This is a genomic window from Variovorax paradoxus, assembly GCF_030815855.1.
GTDB lineage: Bacteria > Pseudomonadota > Gammaproteobacteria > Burkholderiales > Burkholderiaceae_C > Variovorax > Variovorax paradoxus_M.
This window is the reverse complement of the sequence record NZ_JAUSXG010000001.1, coordinates 2,727,393-2,741,152: the sequence shown is the minus strand read 5'-3', so window position 1 is coordinate 2,741,152 and position 13,760 is coordinate 2,727,393. Positions and strand designations below refer to the sequence as shown.

Below are 13,760 nucleotides of genomic sequence, written 5' to 3'. Positions count from 1 at the left end.
GCGCGCCGCCGCGGTCAGCGCTTCTTGGCGCCGAAGATGCCGCCCAGCACGCCGCGCAGGATCTCCTTGCCCACCGAGGTGCCCATGGTGCGCACGGCCGACTTGGCCATCGTCTGCACCAGCCCGTCGCGCTTGCCGCCGCGCGGGCCCGTGCTGCCGAAGAGCAGGTCGTTCAGCATGCTGCCGGCTCCGGACGATTCGGCCGCGTCCTTGGCGCCAGGCTTGGCCGCCGGTGCGTCGGGCGCGGTTTCGGCACGGCCCTTGAGCTTTTCGTAGGCCGATTCGCGGTCCACCGTCTTCTCGTACACGCCGGCGACGAGCGAATTGGCAACAACCGCCTGGCGCTGTGCCGGGGTGATGGGCCCAATCTGGCTGCCCGGCGGCACCACGTACACGCGCTCGGTCACGCTCGGGCGCCCCTTGGCATCGAGAAAGCTCACCAGCGCTTCGCCCACGGCAAGCTCGGTAATCGCCGTTTCGATGTCCAGCCCCGGCTTCTGGCGCATGGTGGTGGCCGTGGCTTTCACGGCCTTCTGGTCGCGCGGGGTGAAGGCGCGCAGCGCATGCTGGACGCGGTTGCCCAACTGGGCCAGCACCGAATCCGGAATGTCGAGGGGGTTCTGCGTCACGAAATAGACGCCCACGCCCTTGGAGCGCACCAGCCGCACCACGAGTTCGATGCGTTCGACCAGCGCCTTGGGCGCCTCGTTGAAGAGCAGGTGGGCCTCGTCGAAGAAGAAGGCCAGCTTGGGCTGGTCGGGGTCGCCGATTTCGGGCAATTGCTCGAACAGCTCCGACAGCATCCAGAGCAGGAAGGTGGCGTAGAGCCGCGGCGAGTTCATGAGCTTGTCGGCGGCCAGGATGTTGACCACGCCCTTGCCGCCCACGGTTTGCATGAAGTCGGCGATGTTGAGCATCGGCTCGCCGAAGAACTTGTCGCCGCCCTGGGTTTCGATCTGCAGCAGGCCGCGCTGGATGGCGCCCACGCTGGCGGCGCTGATGTTGCCGTATTCGGTGGTGAACTGGCTGCCGTTCTCGCCCACGTACTGCAGCATGGCGCGCAGGTCCTTCAGGTCGAGCAGCAGCAGGCCGTTGTCGTCGGCAATCTTGAACACCAGGTTCAGCACGCCGGCCTGGGTTTCGTTCACGTCGAGCATGCGGCCCAGCAGCAGCGGGCCCATGTCGGACACCGTAGCCCGTACCGGATGGCCCTGTTCGCCGAACACGTCCCACAAGGTGACGGGGCAGGCGGCCGGTTCGGGCAGCTCGATGCCCCGTTCCTTCAGCGTGGCGGCCATCTTTTCGCCGATGCTGCCTTTCTGGCTCATGCCGGTCAGGTCGCCCTTGACGTCGGCCATGAACACCGGAACGCCGATGCCGGAGAGCTTTTCGGCGATGGTCTGCAGCGTGACCGTCTTGCCCGTGCCGGTCGCGCCGGTGATCAGCCCGTGGCGGTTGGCCAGGCTGGGGAGCAGGGCGCATTCAATGGTGTCGTGACGCGCGATCAGAAGGGGGTCGGCCATGAAGGGCTCCGGGTCGTATCGAAGCGGGCAGTCTAATCAAGCCGCCCTCCTATAATCCACGGCCCCCGAGGTAGTTACGGAAAAAGTTTCAGGAGGTTTTTTTGTCATCGACTGCTCAGCCCCCCATCCCCGCCATTGGCGATTCACCTGAACAGTCGCCGATTGAACAAGAGTTGGCCGTCTTGCTGGTGAACGCGCTCAATCTCGAAGTCAAGCCCGAAGAAATCGGGCCGAACGATCCGCTGTACGGCGAAGGCCTGGGCCTCGATTCGATCGACATCCTCGAAGTTGCGCTCGAAGTGTCACGGCGCTACGGCTTCCAGCTGCGCTCGGACGACGAGCGCAACCAACAGATCTTCCAGTCGCTGCGCACGCTCGCGACCCACGTCGCCCAGCACCGCAGCGCTTCCTGATCCATGTCTCGATGGCGACTGGCGCTCCTGCTGCTGGTGGGAGTGGCCTATGCCGGCCTCTCTCACTGGATGATGCTGTTCCACCCCACCGAGCCGTGGGCGGTGGTGGTCTTGCTCGGTCCGCTCTGGCTGGCCGCCATGGGTTTTGCCGCCAGCAAGCTCGGCCGCTGGGGTTTCGTTGCCGCCATGCTGCTCGGCATTGCCGGATTTGCGCTGGTTTTCCTCGGTGAAGCGGGCGACACCAACCGGCTCTATGTGTTCCAGCATGTGGCCATCAATGGCCTCTTGTGCGGCTGGTTCGGCGCTTCGCTGCGCGGGCCCGGCCTGCCGCTGATCACCCAGTTTGCCCAGCGCGTGCATCCGCTGAAGGGCCACATGCTGGCCTACACCACGCAGCTCACCCGCATCTGGACCGTGTATTTCGCGCTGGTGGTGGTGTCGTCGATCGTGGTGTACCTGACGCTGCCTTTCTCGGCCTGGTCGCTGCTCGCGAACGTGCTGACGCCGCTCTCGGTGACGCTGCTTTTCGTGGGCGAGCACCTGGTGCGCTATCGGCTGCATCCCGAGTTCGAGCGCACGCGGCTCATCGATGCGGTGCGTGCCTTCCAGGGCACGTCGACCATCGATCCCGGCACTGGCGGCCGGTGAAGCAGGTGGCCGCGCGTGACTGCTGAAACCCGCCTGCTGCCGCTGATCGCCGATCGGGACCTCGACGCACCCCTGGCCTGGCGCGCCGGCATGCCGGTGAGCACGCACCAGTTCCTCGCCGACGTGGCCCGCTTCGCCCCGGTGCTGCCGGCGGAGGGGAAAGCCGTCAATCTGTGCGTCGACCGCTATGCCTTCGCGGTCAGCCTGGCCGCCGCGCTGGTGCGCGGCCACGCGAGCCTGCTGCCGCCCGACGCACGGCCCGACACGCTCGCGCGCCTGCTCGACGACGGGAGCCCCGGCCTGTTTGCGCTGACCGACGACGCCGCGCTGGCCACTCCGGGCATGCCGCGCGTGCTGATCGAAGACCGCTCCAGCCCCGAAGGCGGCGCCGGCCTCGATGTGCCGGCGGTTGACGGCGGCATGCACGCGGTGAGCTTGCTGACTTCCGGCTCGACCGGCGTGCCCCAGCCGCACGCCAAGCGGTGGGACACGCTGGTCGGCGACGTCGCGGTGGCGGTGGAGCGGCTCTCCAGCCTGCTCGGCCGGCCCTCGCTGGCGGGCCTGACGCTGGTCGCGACCGTGCCGGTGCAGCACAGCTACGGACTCGAATCGTCGGTGCTGCTGGCCATGCTGGGCGGCGCCTCGTTCGAAAGCGGGCGGCCGTTCTTTCCGGCCGACGTCGCGAAGACGCTGGCTTCGGTGCCGCGCCCGCGCGCGCTGGTCACCACCCCTTTTCACCTGAAGACGCTGCTGCTCTCGGGCATCGAGTTGCCGCCGGTCGATCTGATTCTTTCGGCCACCGCGCCGCTGTCGCCGCAGCTCGCGGCCCAGGCCGAACAGTCGCTCGGTGGCGTGCTGATCGAAATCTACGGCAGCACCGAGTCGGGCCAGGTTGCCACCCGGCGCACCACGCAGAGCGATGTCTGGGAAAACTTCGGCCAGATCCGCGTGCACGCTGAACCCGGCGACGGCGATGGCCCCGAGCGCTTCATCTTCAGCGGCGACTTCGTGCCCGAGCCCACGCCGATGGCCGACGTGCTCGAACTGCTCGACGCGCGCCGCTTCCGGCTGTTCGGCCGGGCCAACGACCTGATTCATGTCGCGGGCCGGCGCAGTTCGCTCGCGCACCTGAACTATCACCTCAACAGCATCGCGGGCGTCGAGGACGGCGCGTTCTGGCTCCCCGACGAAGTGGCCGACGGCGTGGTTCGCCCCGTGGCCTTCGTGGTGGCACCCACGCTTTCGGCCGGCGAAATCGTCGCCGCGCTGCGGCAGCGGCTGGAGCCGGTGTTCGTCCCGCGGCGCGTGGTGCAGGTCAAGGCTTTTCCGCGCGAAGGTACCGGCAAGCTCACGGTGCGGGCGCTGCGCGAATTCGCGCTCGCGCAGCTCGCGGAAGACGGCACGCCGGTGCAACTGGCCCATGCGGTGCCCGCCGATCATCCGGCGTTCGCCGGCCACTTCCCGGGCCAGCCGCTGCTGCCTGGGGCGCTGCTCCTCGCCGAGGTCATGGAAGCCGTGCAGCGCGTACCGGCGCTGGTCGCGCGCCTGGGCGCCCATCCGACGCTCGCGGCGGCCAAGTTCCTGGCCCCCGTGCGCCCCGGCAGCGTGCTTTCCATCGAACTGCAACCCGAGCCTGGCGCAGGGCGCGGCGTGCGTTTCGACGTGCGCTGCGATGGCGTGGTGGCTGTCACCGGCCGCTGGGCCGCGGTGCAAGAGTCCGCGTGATGAAGCACACCGACGTCGAGACGCAGGCCGTGAAAGAGGCCGCGCAGACGGGGCAGCGCGGCGACTGGGCGCGCGCGCCGGAGCGCAGCAACATGCTGGCCTTGCGCTTCATCTGCCTGATGGCCCTGGTATGCGGGCGCCACGTCACGCGCCTGCTGCTGCCCCCCATCAGCCTGTACTTCCTGCTGTTCGCGCCCGCGCCGCGCCGCCACATCAAGCGCTACCTGTTCAGGGCCATCGGCCCGCACGCCAAGTGGATCGACGGCTATCGCCTGCTGCACGCCTTTGCGTCGACGGTGCTCGACCGCGTGTACTTCCTGCGCGGGCGCATGGACCTGTTCGACGTGAAGGTCGAGGGCAACCTGCCTCTCGAAGCCGAGGCCTTGGAGGGGCGCGGCGCCTTCCTGCTCGGCGCCCACTTCGGCAGCTTCGAGGCGCTGGGCGCGTGCAAGCAACACAGCCAGCACAAGCACAGCCTGCGCCTGGCGATGCTGATGTACCCCGACAACGCGCAGCGCATCACGGCCATTCTCAATGCCATCAGCCTGCCCGAAGCGCGGCCCCACGTGATCGCGCTGGGCCGGCCCCATTCGATGCTCGCGCTGCGCGACTGGCTCGACGGCGGCGGCCTCGGCGGCCTGCTCGCCGACCGCACCTTGCCGGGCAGCGAGGACCAGCCCGCGCAGCAGCGCGGCAGCAACATCGTGCTGCCTTTCCTGGGCCAGCCCGCAAGTTTCAACGACGGCCCGTTCCGGCTCGCGGCGCTGCTGCGGCGCAAGGTGTTCTTCATGGCCGGGGTCTACAGCGGCGGTGCGCGCTACGATGTCCGGTTCGACCTGCTGGCCGACTTCAGCGAGCGGGCATCCGACCCCGCCGAGCGGGAACGCCGCATCCGCGCGGCCGTCGAAGCCTATGTGGCACGCCTGGAAGCGCTGTGCCGCGCCCACCCGTACAACTGGTTCAACTTTCATGATTTCTGGCTCGAAGATTCGGTTTGATCGGCTTTGCAGGAGCCTGCTGCTGGCACTGGCCTGTGGCGCCGCGCCGGTGTGGGCGTTCGACCTCTCCGAGTTGATGGGTCTGCTGTCCAAGCAAAAGAGCGGCGAGGCCCGCTTCACCGAGCAACGCTTCGTACACGGCCTGGAAGGCCCGCTCGACGCCCGCGGCACGCTGAGCTTCGAAGCGCCCGACAAGCTGGTGCGGCGGACTCTGTCGCCGCGCGTCGAGACCATGGCGGTCGAAGGCAACACGCTCACGCTCTCGCGCGGCGGCCGCAACCGCACCCTGACGCTCGACAGCATGCCCGAGCTGCTCGGGCTGGTCGAAGCCATGCGCGGCACGCTGACCGGCGACGGCACCACGCTGCAGCGCTATTTCCGCAGCACGGTGGGCGGATCGGCCGGCAACTGGACGCTCGACCTTGCGCCCATCGACAGCCGCCTTGCGGCGCAGATGCGCAGCATCCGCATCACGGGGCGCGCCAGCGAAGTGCTGGGCCTTGAAATGGAGTTCGTCGGCGGTGACCGCTCGGTGATGAGCATCACGCCCGAGCGCCCGGGCGCTGCGTCCAACGCTCCCACTGCGCCATCGGGCGCTGCCGGGCGCACCACGCCGTGATCGCACGCGACGCCGGGGGAGGGCCGCCGAGCTGGCAGCGCCGGGCGGTGGTGCTGCTCGCGTGGCTGCTGGTGCTGCTCGCCGGCGCGCTGCAGATTGCGCGCACGCAGTTCAGCGCCGACCTTTCGGCTTTCCTGCCCAAGAGCCCCGACGTGCGGCAGCAGGTGCTCATCGAGCAGCTGCAAAGCGGCGTCGCCTCGCGCACGCTCTTGCTCGGCATCGAGGGCGGTGCCAGCGTGGAGCAGCGCGCCGAGGTGTCCCGAGCGGTGGCCAAGGCCATGCGCGAGAGCCGGCTGTTCGACCTGATCCAGAACGGCGACACCGGTGACTGGTCCGAGGCCGGCACCTGGGTCTTCGACCATCGCTACCAGCTCTCGCCGGGCGTCAGGCCAGAGCAATTCACGGTCGACGGTTTGCGCGACGCGATCAACGAAACGCTGTCGATGCTGGGCACGCCGGCTGGCAACGTGATCAAGCCGTTGCTCGACCGCGACCCGACCGGAGAGACGCAACGCATTGCCGTCGACCTGGCGCCGGCCAGCGCGCCGCGCAGCGAGAACGGCGTGTGGATGTCGCGCACCGCGCCGCGCGCGCTCATGATCGCCACCACGCGCGCCGCGGGCAGCGACCTCGACGCACAGGCCGTGGCCATCGCGCGCGTGCACGCGGCCTTCGACACCGCAACGCGCGACATGGGCGAGGCCAAGCCGAAGCTGCTCCTCAGCGGACCGCCCGTGTTCTCGGTGCTGAGCCGCGACAAGATCAAGACCGAAGCCATTCACCTTGCGATCGTGGGCGGCATCGTGATGGGCGGCTTGCTGCTGCTGGCCTTTGCGTCGCCGCGCGCGCTGGTCATCGCGTTCCTGCCGGTGGCCACCGGCGTGGTGGTGGGAACCGCGGCGGTGAGCGTGGTGTTCGGCTCGGTGCATGGCATGACGCTCGGCTTCGGCAGCACGCTGATCGGGGAGACCGTCGACTACGCCATCTATTACCTGATCCAGGCGCGGGGCGCGGCCGTGGCCGGCACCGGATGGGCGCGCTGGCGCGAGGTTCATTGGCCGACCGTGCGGATCGGACTGCTGACCTCGGTGTGCGGCTTCGCGGCGCTGGTGTTCTCGGGCTTTCCGGGGCTCGCGCAACTCGGTGTGTTCTCCATTGCGGGGCTCGTGGCCGCGGCGCTCGCCACGCGCTACGCGCTGCCGATGCTCGCGCCCGATGGCGCCACCGGCATGGGCATGCGCAAGTACATGGCGCACGCCGCCGGCGCGCTGGTTCGCGGACTGCCGCATCTGCGCTGGGTTTTCGCCGGCCTCGGCGTGGCTGCGCTGGCGATGGTTCTCTGGCAGGGCGGCCATCTCTGGCGCGCCGACCTCGGTGCGATGAGCCCGGTGCCCAAGTCGGCACAACAGCTCGACGAGATGCTGCGCGCCGACATCGGCACCGGCGACGGCAGCACGCTGGTGGTGGTCTACGGTGCCGACGAGGAAGCCGCGCTGCGCAACACCGAGGCGGCCACCGCGCGGCTCGAAGCGCTGGTCGACAAAGGCGAACTCGGCGGTTTCGAAGCCGTGACGCGCGTGCTGCCCAGCGCGGCGACCCAGGCCGCACGGCTTGCCAGCCTGCCTGACGCGCAAACGCTGCGCACTCGGCTGGCCGAGGCCACCCAGGGGTCGCCGCTGCCCGCCGCGCGTCTGGGCCCCTTCCTGGCTGAAGTCGAGGCCGCGCGCAAGCTCGCACCCGTGCGGCGCGCCGACCTCAGCACCGGCCCGCTCGGTTCGGTCGTCAACACGCTCATGTACCAGCGCCCGGGCGGCGGTTGGTCGACGCTGGTGGTTCTGCACCCGGGTCCGAAGTTCGATGCGGGGCGGCTCGAGGCGGCGCTCGCGGGCGCACCCGAAGTGCAAGTGGTCGATGTGGGCCGCGAGCTGGCCGGGCTCTATCAGCGCTACCTGCACGAGGCCTTCGTGCAGGTGCTGCTCGGCGCATTGGCGGTGGTGGTGCTGCTCGGTATCTACCTGCGTTCGGGCAAGCGTTTGCTCGCGGTGTGCCAACCGTTGGTGGTCGCGGTGGTGCTCACGCTTGGCGGCATGGCCGTGCTTCAGGTGCCGCTGGGCATCCTGCATCTGGTCGGGCTGCTGCTGATCGTGGCGGTAGGTTCCAACTACGCGCTGTTCTTCGACCAGCTGCGCATGGCCGGGCGCGCCGACGAGGACACGCTGGCGTCGCTGATGCTGGCCAACCTGACCACGGTGGTGTCTTTCGGGCTGATCGCGATTTCGGACATTCCAGCGCTGTCGTCGATCGGCCGCGTGGTCGCGCCGGGGGCCTTGCTGGCGCTGCTGCTCTCGGCTGCGTTCGCGCGCCGGGTGGCGCCGCCGCCCGTGCGCGGCCACGGCTGATGGGAGAATCCCGCGCCATGTCTTCTGCCTCCGCAGCCCCGTCCGAATCCTGGCCCTGGCCTCCGGCCATTCGCGCCAGCGCCGCGTTGCATGTGGCGGCCATCGGTGCGGGCGCGCTGGTGCCCGGCGCCATGCCCTGGGCCATCGGCGCCGTGGTGCTGAACCATGTGCTGATCACCGGTGCGGGCCTCACGCCGCGCAGCAGCCTTCTGGGGCCCAACGTCACGCGCTTGCCCGAGGCGGCCGGCGTCCGGCGAGAAGTGGCGATCACCATCGACGATGGGCCCGAGCCCGATGTCACGCCCCGGGTGCTCGACCTGCTGGACGCCCATGGCCAGCGCGCCACCTTCTTCTGCATTGCCGAGCGCGTGCTCGCGCAACCGGCACTGGCGCGCGAGATCGTGGCGCGGGGCCACAGCATCCAGAACCACACCGCGCGGCACCGGCACAATTTTTCTTTTCTCGGCCCGCGCGGCTTTGCCAGCGAGATTGCGCGGGCACAAGACATCCTGACTGACATCACCGGCCAGCGCCCGACCTGTTTTCGCGCACCGGCCGGCTTGCGCAACCCGTTTCTGGAGCCGGTGCTGCACCGGCTCGGCCTTTCGCTCGTGAGCTGGACCCGCCGCGGCTTCGACACGCGCGAAGGCGACCCCGCCAAGGTCATGGCGCGCCTCGCCCACAGGCTGCAGGCGCGCGACATTCTGCTTTTGCACGACGGCAATGCCGCGCGCACTCCTGAAGGAACCCCCGTGTTGTTGGACGTATTGCCCTTCCTGCTTGAACGCCTGCGCGCCGATGGCCTTAGCGCCGTGACCTTGCCCGAGGGCCTGAAGCCATGAGCGCGGTGCTGCCTTCTTCGACCCGCACGACCGACAGCGCCTGGCACGAGCTGCACGAGGCCGCCACGGTTCCCTACAAGAAGGGCGGCAGCTTCGCCTGGCATTTCGCGCGCGGCAAGCTGGGGCGCGACCCGGTATTTCGCGGGCTGCTCGAACGCGGGCTGATCGGTTCGGCGCATCGGCGCGTGGTCGATATCGGCTGCGGGCAGGGGCTCTTCGCGAGCTTGCTGGCGTCGATGGGCCTCATGCAGGCGCAGGGCCGCTGGCCGGCGTCATGGCCGTCGACCCCGGCCGCGGCCGACTACACGGGCATCGAACTGATGCCCAAGGACGTGGCCCGGGCCGAAGCTTCCATCGGGCATCTGCAACCGACACCCAAACTGGTCTGCGCCGACATGTGTTCGGCGCCGCTGCCGGACTGCGACCTGGTCGTGATTCTCGACGTGCTGCACTACGTGAACATCGAAGCGCAGAACGGTGTTCTCCAGCGCGTGCGCGATGCATTGCAGCGCGCCGGCAATGCGAATGCACGGCTGCTGCTGCGCGTGGGCGATGCATCGAGCAAGCGCGGTTTCGCCATCAGCCAGTGGGTCGACCGCACCGTGACGCGCATCCGCGGCCACAAGGTGTCGCCCACCTGGGGCCGTCCGCTGGCCGACTGGGTGGCGGTGCTGCAGCAATTGGGTTTCCGCGTGCAGAGCATTCCGATGAGCAAGGGAACGCCCTTTGCCAACGTGCTGCTGGTGGCCGACCTGGAGCCTTCCGCGTGACAACGGCCCCGCAAACGCTCGACTGTGCGGGCATTGCGCAGCGCATTCCGCACAGCGGCAGCATGTGCCTGCTCGACCGGCTCGAGCGCTGGGACGCCGAATCCATCCATTGCAGCACCCGCACGCATGCGCAGCCGGACAATCCGCTGCGCACCGCGGGCGGACTGCTCGCGCCCAATGCCATCGAATACGCCGCGCAGGCCATGGCGCTGCACGGCGGCCTGCTGGCCGCCGAGGGAAGCGCCCCTTCGGCCGGCTTTCTGGCCAGTGCGCGCAATGTGCGCTTTTCGACCGCTCGGCTCGACGACGTTGCCGGCGCATTGCAGGTGGAGGCGCGACGCCTCTCCGGCGACACGAACCAGATCCTTTATGAATTCGCGGTGAAGGCCGAGGGCGGTCTCGTGCTGGCCGAAGGCCGCGCCGTGGTGGTGTTGAACACACCGCTCGCAACCGGAGCCATCGCCTCATGAGCCTCGAAGGAAAACGCGCGTTGATCACCGGTGCCAGTGGCGCCTTGGGTGCCGCCATGGCCGAGCGCCTGGCGCGCGAAGGCGCCATGGTGTTGCTGCATGCCAATTCGCGCCCGGAAGCGGTGGAGCAGCTGGCGGCCACCATTGCGGCCGCCGGCGGCAAGGCCGAGTGCCATGTGTTCGACCTGCGAAGCGACGAGGCCTGCCGGGTGGCGTGCGAACGCATGCTCGAAGGCGGACCGGTCCAGGTCGTCGTCAACAACGCGGGCGTGCACGACGATGCCGTATTGCCCGGCATGCGCGCCGAGCAGTGGCACAAGGTCATCGACGTCTCGCTCAACGGATTCTTCCGCGTGACGCAGCCGCTGCTGCTGCCGATGATGCGCACGCGTTGGGGGCGCGTCATCAACATTTCGTCCGTTTCGGCGCTGACCGGCAACCGCGGGCAAGTCAACTATGCCGCTGCCAAGGGCGCGCTCAACAGCGCGACCAAGGCGCTGTCGCTCGAAGTGGCGTCGCGCGGCGTCACGGTCAACGCCATTGCGCCGGGCATCATTGCTTCGCCCATGGCCGACGCGGTGTTCGACCCTGCCGTCGTCAACCAGATGGTGCCGATGAAGCGCGCCGGAACGCCGCAGGAAGTGGCGGCGCTCGCTTCATTCCTGGCCAGCGACGAGGCCGCCTACATCACGGGGCAGGTGATTTCGATCAATGGCGGAATGATTTAACCGCCTGTCGTCTTCGTCAGGGCTGGAAGGGCGGCAGGCGCCTGGCCTTGCGCCACAGCAGCCCAGGCAGCCGCAACACGAACTCGATCATCAGCCGCGTGTGCATCCACGTCAGCAGCACGTTGTCGCGCCCATAGCGGAAGTGCGAAACCCCGCCTTCCTCGGCCGTCAGGTATTTCACCGGCGCATCGATGTTCACGGGCTTGACGCCGCGCCAGGCCAGCCGCACGACGGCTTCGGTGTCGAAGTCGAAGCGGCGCATCCATGGCTGCCGCGTCATCACGGCGATCAGGTCGGTCACCGGATACACGCGAAATCCGTAGAGCGAATCGCCCACGCCGGCGAACAGGGTCTCGAGTTGGGTCCAGCCGTTGGAAATGCGTCTTCCGCGCACGCGCAGCAGCGGGGCGGAGGCATCGAACACCGGGCGGCCGAGCACCATGGTTTCGAGCCGCGCCAGCGAGGCGTTCATGAAAGCGGGGATCAGGTCGGCCGGATGCTGGCCGTCGGAATCCATGGTCAGCGCATGCGTGAAGCCGGCCTCGCGCGCGGCGCGCAGGCCGTGCAGCACGGCCGCGCCCTTGCCCTGGTTGTGCGGCAGCAGCCAGACCCGCAGACCCGGGTCGCGGGCGGCCATTTGCTGCAGGCGCTCGCCCGTGCCGTCGGTGCTGCCGTCCACCACCACCCACACGGGGTTCCATTGGGCGCGCGCCGCTTCGACGGTCGAAAACAGGCGTTCGCCCGTGTTGTAGCTGGGAATCAGGACAAGGTGTGTGCGCGAGGCGTCTGGCATTCGGGGGACGCGTCGGTGGCGCGCTGTTCCATGTGTTGGCGAAAGTATCGTTCCATCTCCGCCTGCAGCACGTGGCTGTCCTGCATGGGCGCGAACCGTTCGCCCAGCCGTAGCTTGAAGACGATGGGCAGCGGTGGCAAGCGCCACAGCGGCCAGCCCTTGCTGAGATAGGGCGAGTCGGTCTCGATGAAGACGGTCTGGATCGGTACCTGCGCGAGCTTGGCGATCAGTGTCACGCCATTGCCGAACGGATTGAGTGGCGGCGTCACCGTGCGCGTGCCTTCCGGAAAAATGACCAGCTGGCCGCCGTTGCGCAGATCGGCCACGGCCAGCCGCACCATGGTGCGCGCCGATTCGTTGCTGATGTAGCGCGCCAGCCGCGCGCCCGCGCCGAGAAAGATATTGCGCAGCAGGTCGGCCTTCATGATGCAGGCGCTGCGCGGCAACCGGGCCACGAGCAGCAGGGCGTCGAGCATTGTCGGGTGATTGGCGACGAAGATCACGCCGGGTTCGTCGCGCATCGGGTCGAGGCAACTCGCGTCGATGCGCATCATCCCGGTCACGGAGGCCAGGCCCCAGAACATGCGGTACGCAAAGGCGATGGTCAGGCGGCCCAGGGTGCGTGCGGGGGCCTCCGGCATGACCGGATACAGCAGCATGGCGATGAAATTCCAGGCCAGCGAAATGAGGCCCAGGAACAGCAGCAGCGCGTAGAGCATCAACGCGAGCGGAATGGTCGCGAGAATGCGCGGCACGCGGGTCATCGACATCTCGTCGGTCCGGTCGAATCGCAACAACGGGTCAGGCCCGCAGGCGACCCGGCGCGACGGCGTGGGCTTCGATCTCGACCAGCAGGTCGCTGCGGCAGATGTCCGCCTCCAGGTAGACCGCATGGCGGACCATCGGCGCGTCGGCGCCCAGCGCGTTCTCGAGCACGCCGCGCACCGCCTCGGTGTTGGCCGGATGGCGCACATAAACCACGCAGTCGAGCATGGCGAGCGAAAAGGTTGCCGTGACCTGGCTGTTGGCCGCCGCGATCACCGCTTCGAGGTTGCGCAGCGTTTCGCGCGTTTGCTCCAGCACGTCTCCCTGGTGAACGGTTTCGTGGCCCACGATGCTCGCGGTGCCCGAGATGAAAAGCGCCACGTCGCCGTTGCCGATGTCGGTCAGCGCCGCGCGCGAAAAGGTGGGCGAGCGCGGGCCGTAGGTTTCCGGATAGCGGTAGGCTGAAACCTGGCGCGGGTTCTCGACCGGCACCGGGGCTGTTTGTCCGGCCAGGAACCGGATGGACAGCGCGCCTTGGTGAATGCCCAGCGCGCAAGCCGCAGGGGCGCCTTCGAAGGCAGCGCGGCCGGCCTCGAAAAACGCTTCCTGCCGCCCGAGGTTGAACTGCCGGTATCGCTCCAGCCCGCCGCCGTCGCCATTGATCTGCGGCAGGTAGTTCCAGATGCGCAGCAGGTGCGGCGTGGCGGTCTGGTCGAGCGTCTTGAAGAGGTCGCGGTAGGCGCAGTGCGCAATTTCGGCGAGGTTCTGTTTTTCCGCGGATTCGTCGATGTCGATGGCGCCGAGCAGCCAGTGCCCGTTGCTGCGCCAGCGGGCGATGCCGGTGGTGCCCGACTGCACGTACCCGCCGTTCACGTGCCACACGTCGGCCATGGCGCCTTGTCCGGAAAGCACGCGCGCGTTGACGGTCGGCATCCACGCCAGCCCGTGCGGCGTGCCGTAGCCGAGCGCCGCAAAAGGTGCGGTGCCGTGGGCGGCCAGCGCGAGGCTGTCGGACAGTGAAAGACGCTCGACGCGCAAATGAGAAATTTCGCCCTGAACTCGCACGG

General features: G+C 68.6%; 14 protein-coding genes. 10 read left to right on the top strand and 4 right to left on the bottom strand.

Annotated features, from left to right (window positions below; genetic code table 11):
* Window positions 1-14 precede the first annotated feature (14 nt).
* Window positions 15-1,523: a helicase HerA-like domain-containing protein gene (locus QFZ42_RS12860; protein WP_307701323.1), complete on the bottom strand. Its 1,509-nt coding sequence runs from the start codon at window positions 1,521-1,523 to the stop codon at window positions 15-17.
* Window positions 1,524-1,624: 101 nt separating this feature from the next.
* On the opposite strand from QFZ42_RS12860, the gene QFZ42_RS12855 reads away from it, so the two are divergent.
* From QFZ42_RS12855 to fabG, 10 genes are read left to right on the top strand one after another with little or no spacing between them, the layout of a single operon-like run.
* Complete coding sequence (locus QFZ42_RS12855; RefSeq protein ID WP_307701322.1) at window positions 1,625-1,936, top strand: phosphopantetheine-binding protein; 312 nt, start codon at window positions 1,625-1,627, stop codon at window positions 1,934-1,936.
* 3 nt (window positions 1,937-1,939) lie between these two features.
* Window positions 1,940-2,584: a hypothetical protein gene (locus QFZ42_RS12850; protein WP_307701321.1), complete on the top strand. Its 645-nt coding sequence runs from the start codon at window positions 1,940-1,942 to the stop codon at window positions 2,582-2,584.
* Between the two features lie 15 nt (window positions 2,585-2,599).
* Window positions 2,600-4,309: an AMP-binding protein gene (locus tag QFZ42_RS12845; RefSeq protein WP_307701320.1), complete on the top strand. Its 1,710-nt coding sequence runs from the start codon at window positions 2,600-2,602 to the stop codon at window positions 4,307-4,309.
* Window positions 4,309-5,307 (top strand): acyl-CoA synthetase, encoded by a 999-nt coding sequence (locus tag QFZ42_RS12840; protein ID WP_307701319.1) that lies wholly within the window; start codon window positions 4,309-4,311, stop codon window positions 5,305-5,307. The genes QFZ42_RS12845 and QFZ42_RS12840 overlap by 1 nt, the downstream gene beginning before the upstream one ends.
* Window positions 5,279-5,926: a LolA-related protein gene (locus QFZ42_RS12835; protein WP_307701318.1), complete on the top strand. Its 648-nt coding sequence runs from the start codon at window positions 5,279-5,281 to the stop codon at window positions 5,924-5,926. Before QFZ42_RS12840 ends, QFZ42_RS12835 begins: the two co-directional genes overlap by 29 nt.
* Window positions 5,923-8,325, top strand: coding sequence for an MMPL family transporter (locus QFZ42_RS12830; RefSeq protein ID WP_307701317.1), 2,403 nt, complete (start codon window positions 5,923-5,925; stop codon window positions 8,323-8,325). Before QFZ42_RS12835 ends, QFZ42_RS12830 begins: the two co-directional genes overlap by 4 nt.
* On the top strand, window positions 8,325-9,167 hold the full coding sequence (locus QFZ42_RS12825) for a polysaccharide deacetylase family protein (RefSeq protein ID WP_307701316.1): 843 nt from the start codon (window positions 8,325-8,327) through the stop codon (window positions 9,165-9,167). Before QFZ42_RS12830 ends, QFZ42_RS12825 begins: the two co-directional genes overlap by 1 nt.
* Window positions 9,164-9,937, top strand: a complete 774-nt coding sequence (locus QFZ42_RS12820) for a class I SAM-dependent methyltransferase (protein WP_307701314.1) — start codon at window positions 9,164-9,166, stop codon at window positions 9,935-9,937. Before QFZ42_RS12825 ends, QFZ42_RS12820 begins: the two co-directional genes overlap by 4 nt.
* Window positions 9,934-10,407: a hydroxymyristoyl-ACP dehydratase gene (locus QFZ42_RS12815; RefSeq protein WP_307701313.1), complete on the top strand. Its 474-nt coding sequence runs from the start codon at window positions 9,934-9,936 to the stop codon at window positions 10,405-10,407. The genes QFZ42_RS12820 and QFZ42_RS12815 overlap by 4 nt, the downstream gene beginning before the upstream one ends.
* Window positions 10,404-11,135, top strand: a complete 732-nt coding sequence (gene fabG, locus QFZ42_RS12810; RefSeq protein WP_307701312.1) for a 3-oxoacyl-ACP reductase FabG — start codon at window positions 10,404-10,406, stop codon at window positions 11,133-11,135. Before QFZ42_RS12815 ends, fabG begins: the two co-directional genes overlap by 4 nt.
* Window positions 11,136-11,151: 16 nt before the next feature.
* Here fabG and QFZ42_RS12805 read toward each other — a convergent pair whose 3' ends face one another.
* Genes QFZ42_RS12805 through QFZ42_RS12795 form a run of 3 tightly spaced genes read right to left on the bottom strand, consistent with a single transcriptional unit; the run spans window position 11,152 to window position 13,758 of the window.
* Complete coding sequence (locus QFZ42_RS12805) at window positions 11,152-11,928, bottom strand: glycosyltransferase family 2 protein (protein WP_307701311.1); 777 nt, start codon at window positions 11,926-11,928, stop codon at window positions 11,152-11,154.
* Window positions 11,895-12,698, bottom strand: a complete 804-nt coding sequence (locus QFZ42_RS12800) for a lysophospholipid acyltransferase family protein (RefSeq protein ID WP_307701310.1) — start codon at window positions 12,696-12,698, stop codon at window positions 11,895-11,897. Before QFZ42_RS12800 ends, QFZ42_RS12805 begins: the two co-directional genes overlap by 34 nt.
* A gap of 31 nt (window positions 12,699-12,729) precedes the next feature.
* Window positions 12,730-13,758 carry a chorismate transformation enzyme, FkbO/Hyg5 family gene (locus tag QFZ42_RS12795; protein ID WP_307701309.1) on the bottom strand — a complete coding sequence of 343 codons (1,029 nt, stop codon included), beginning with the start codon at window positions 13,756-13,758 and terminating at the stop codon, window positions 12,730-12,732.
* Window positions 13,759-13,760 lie beyond the last annotated feature (2 nt).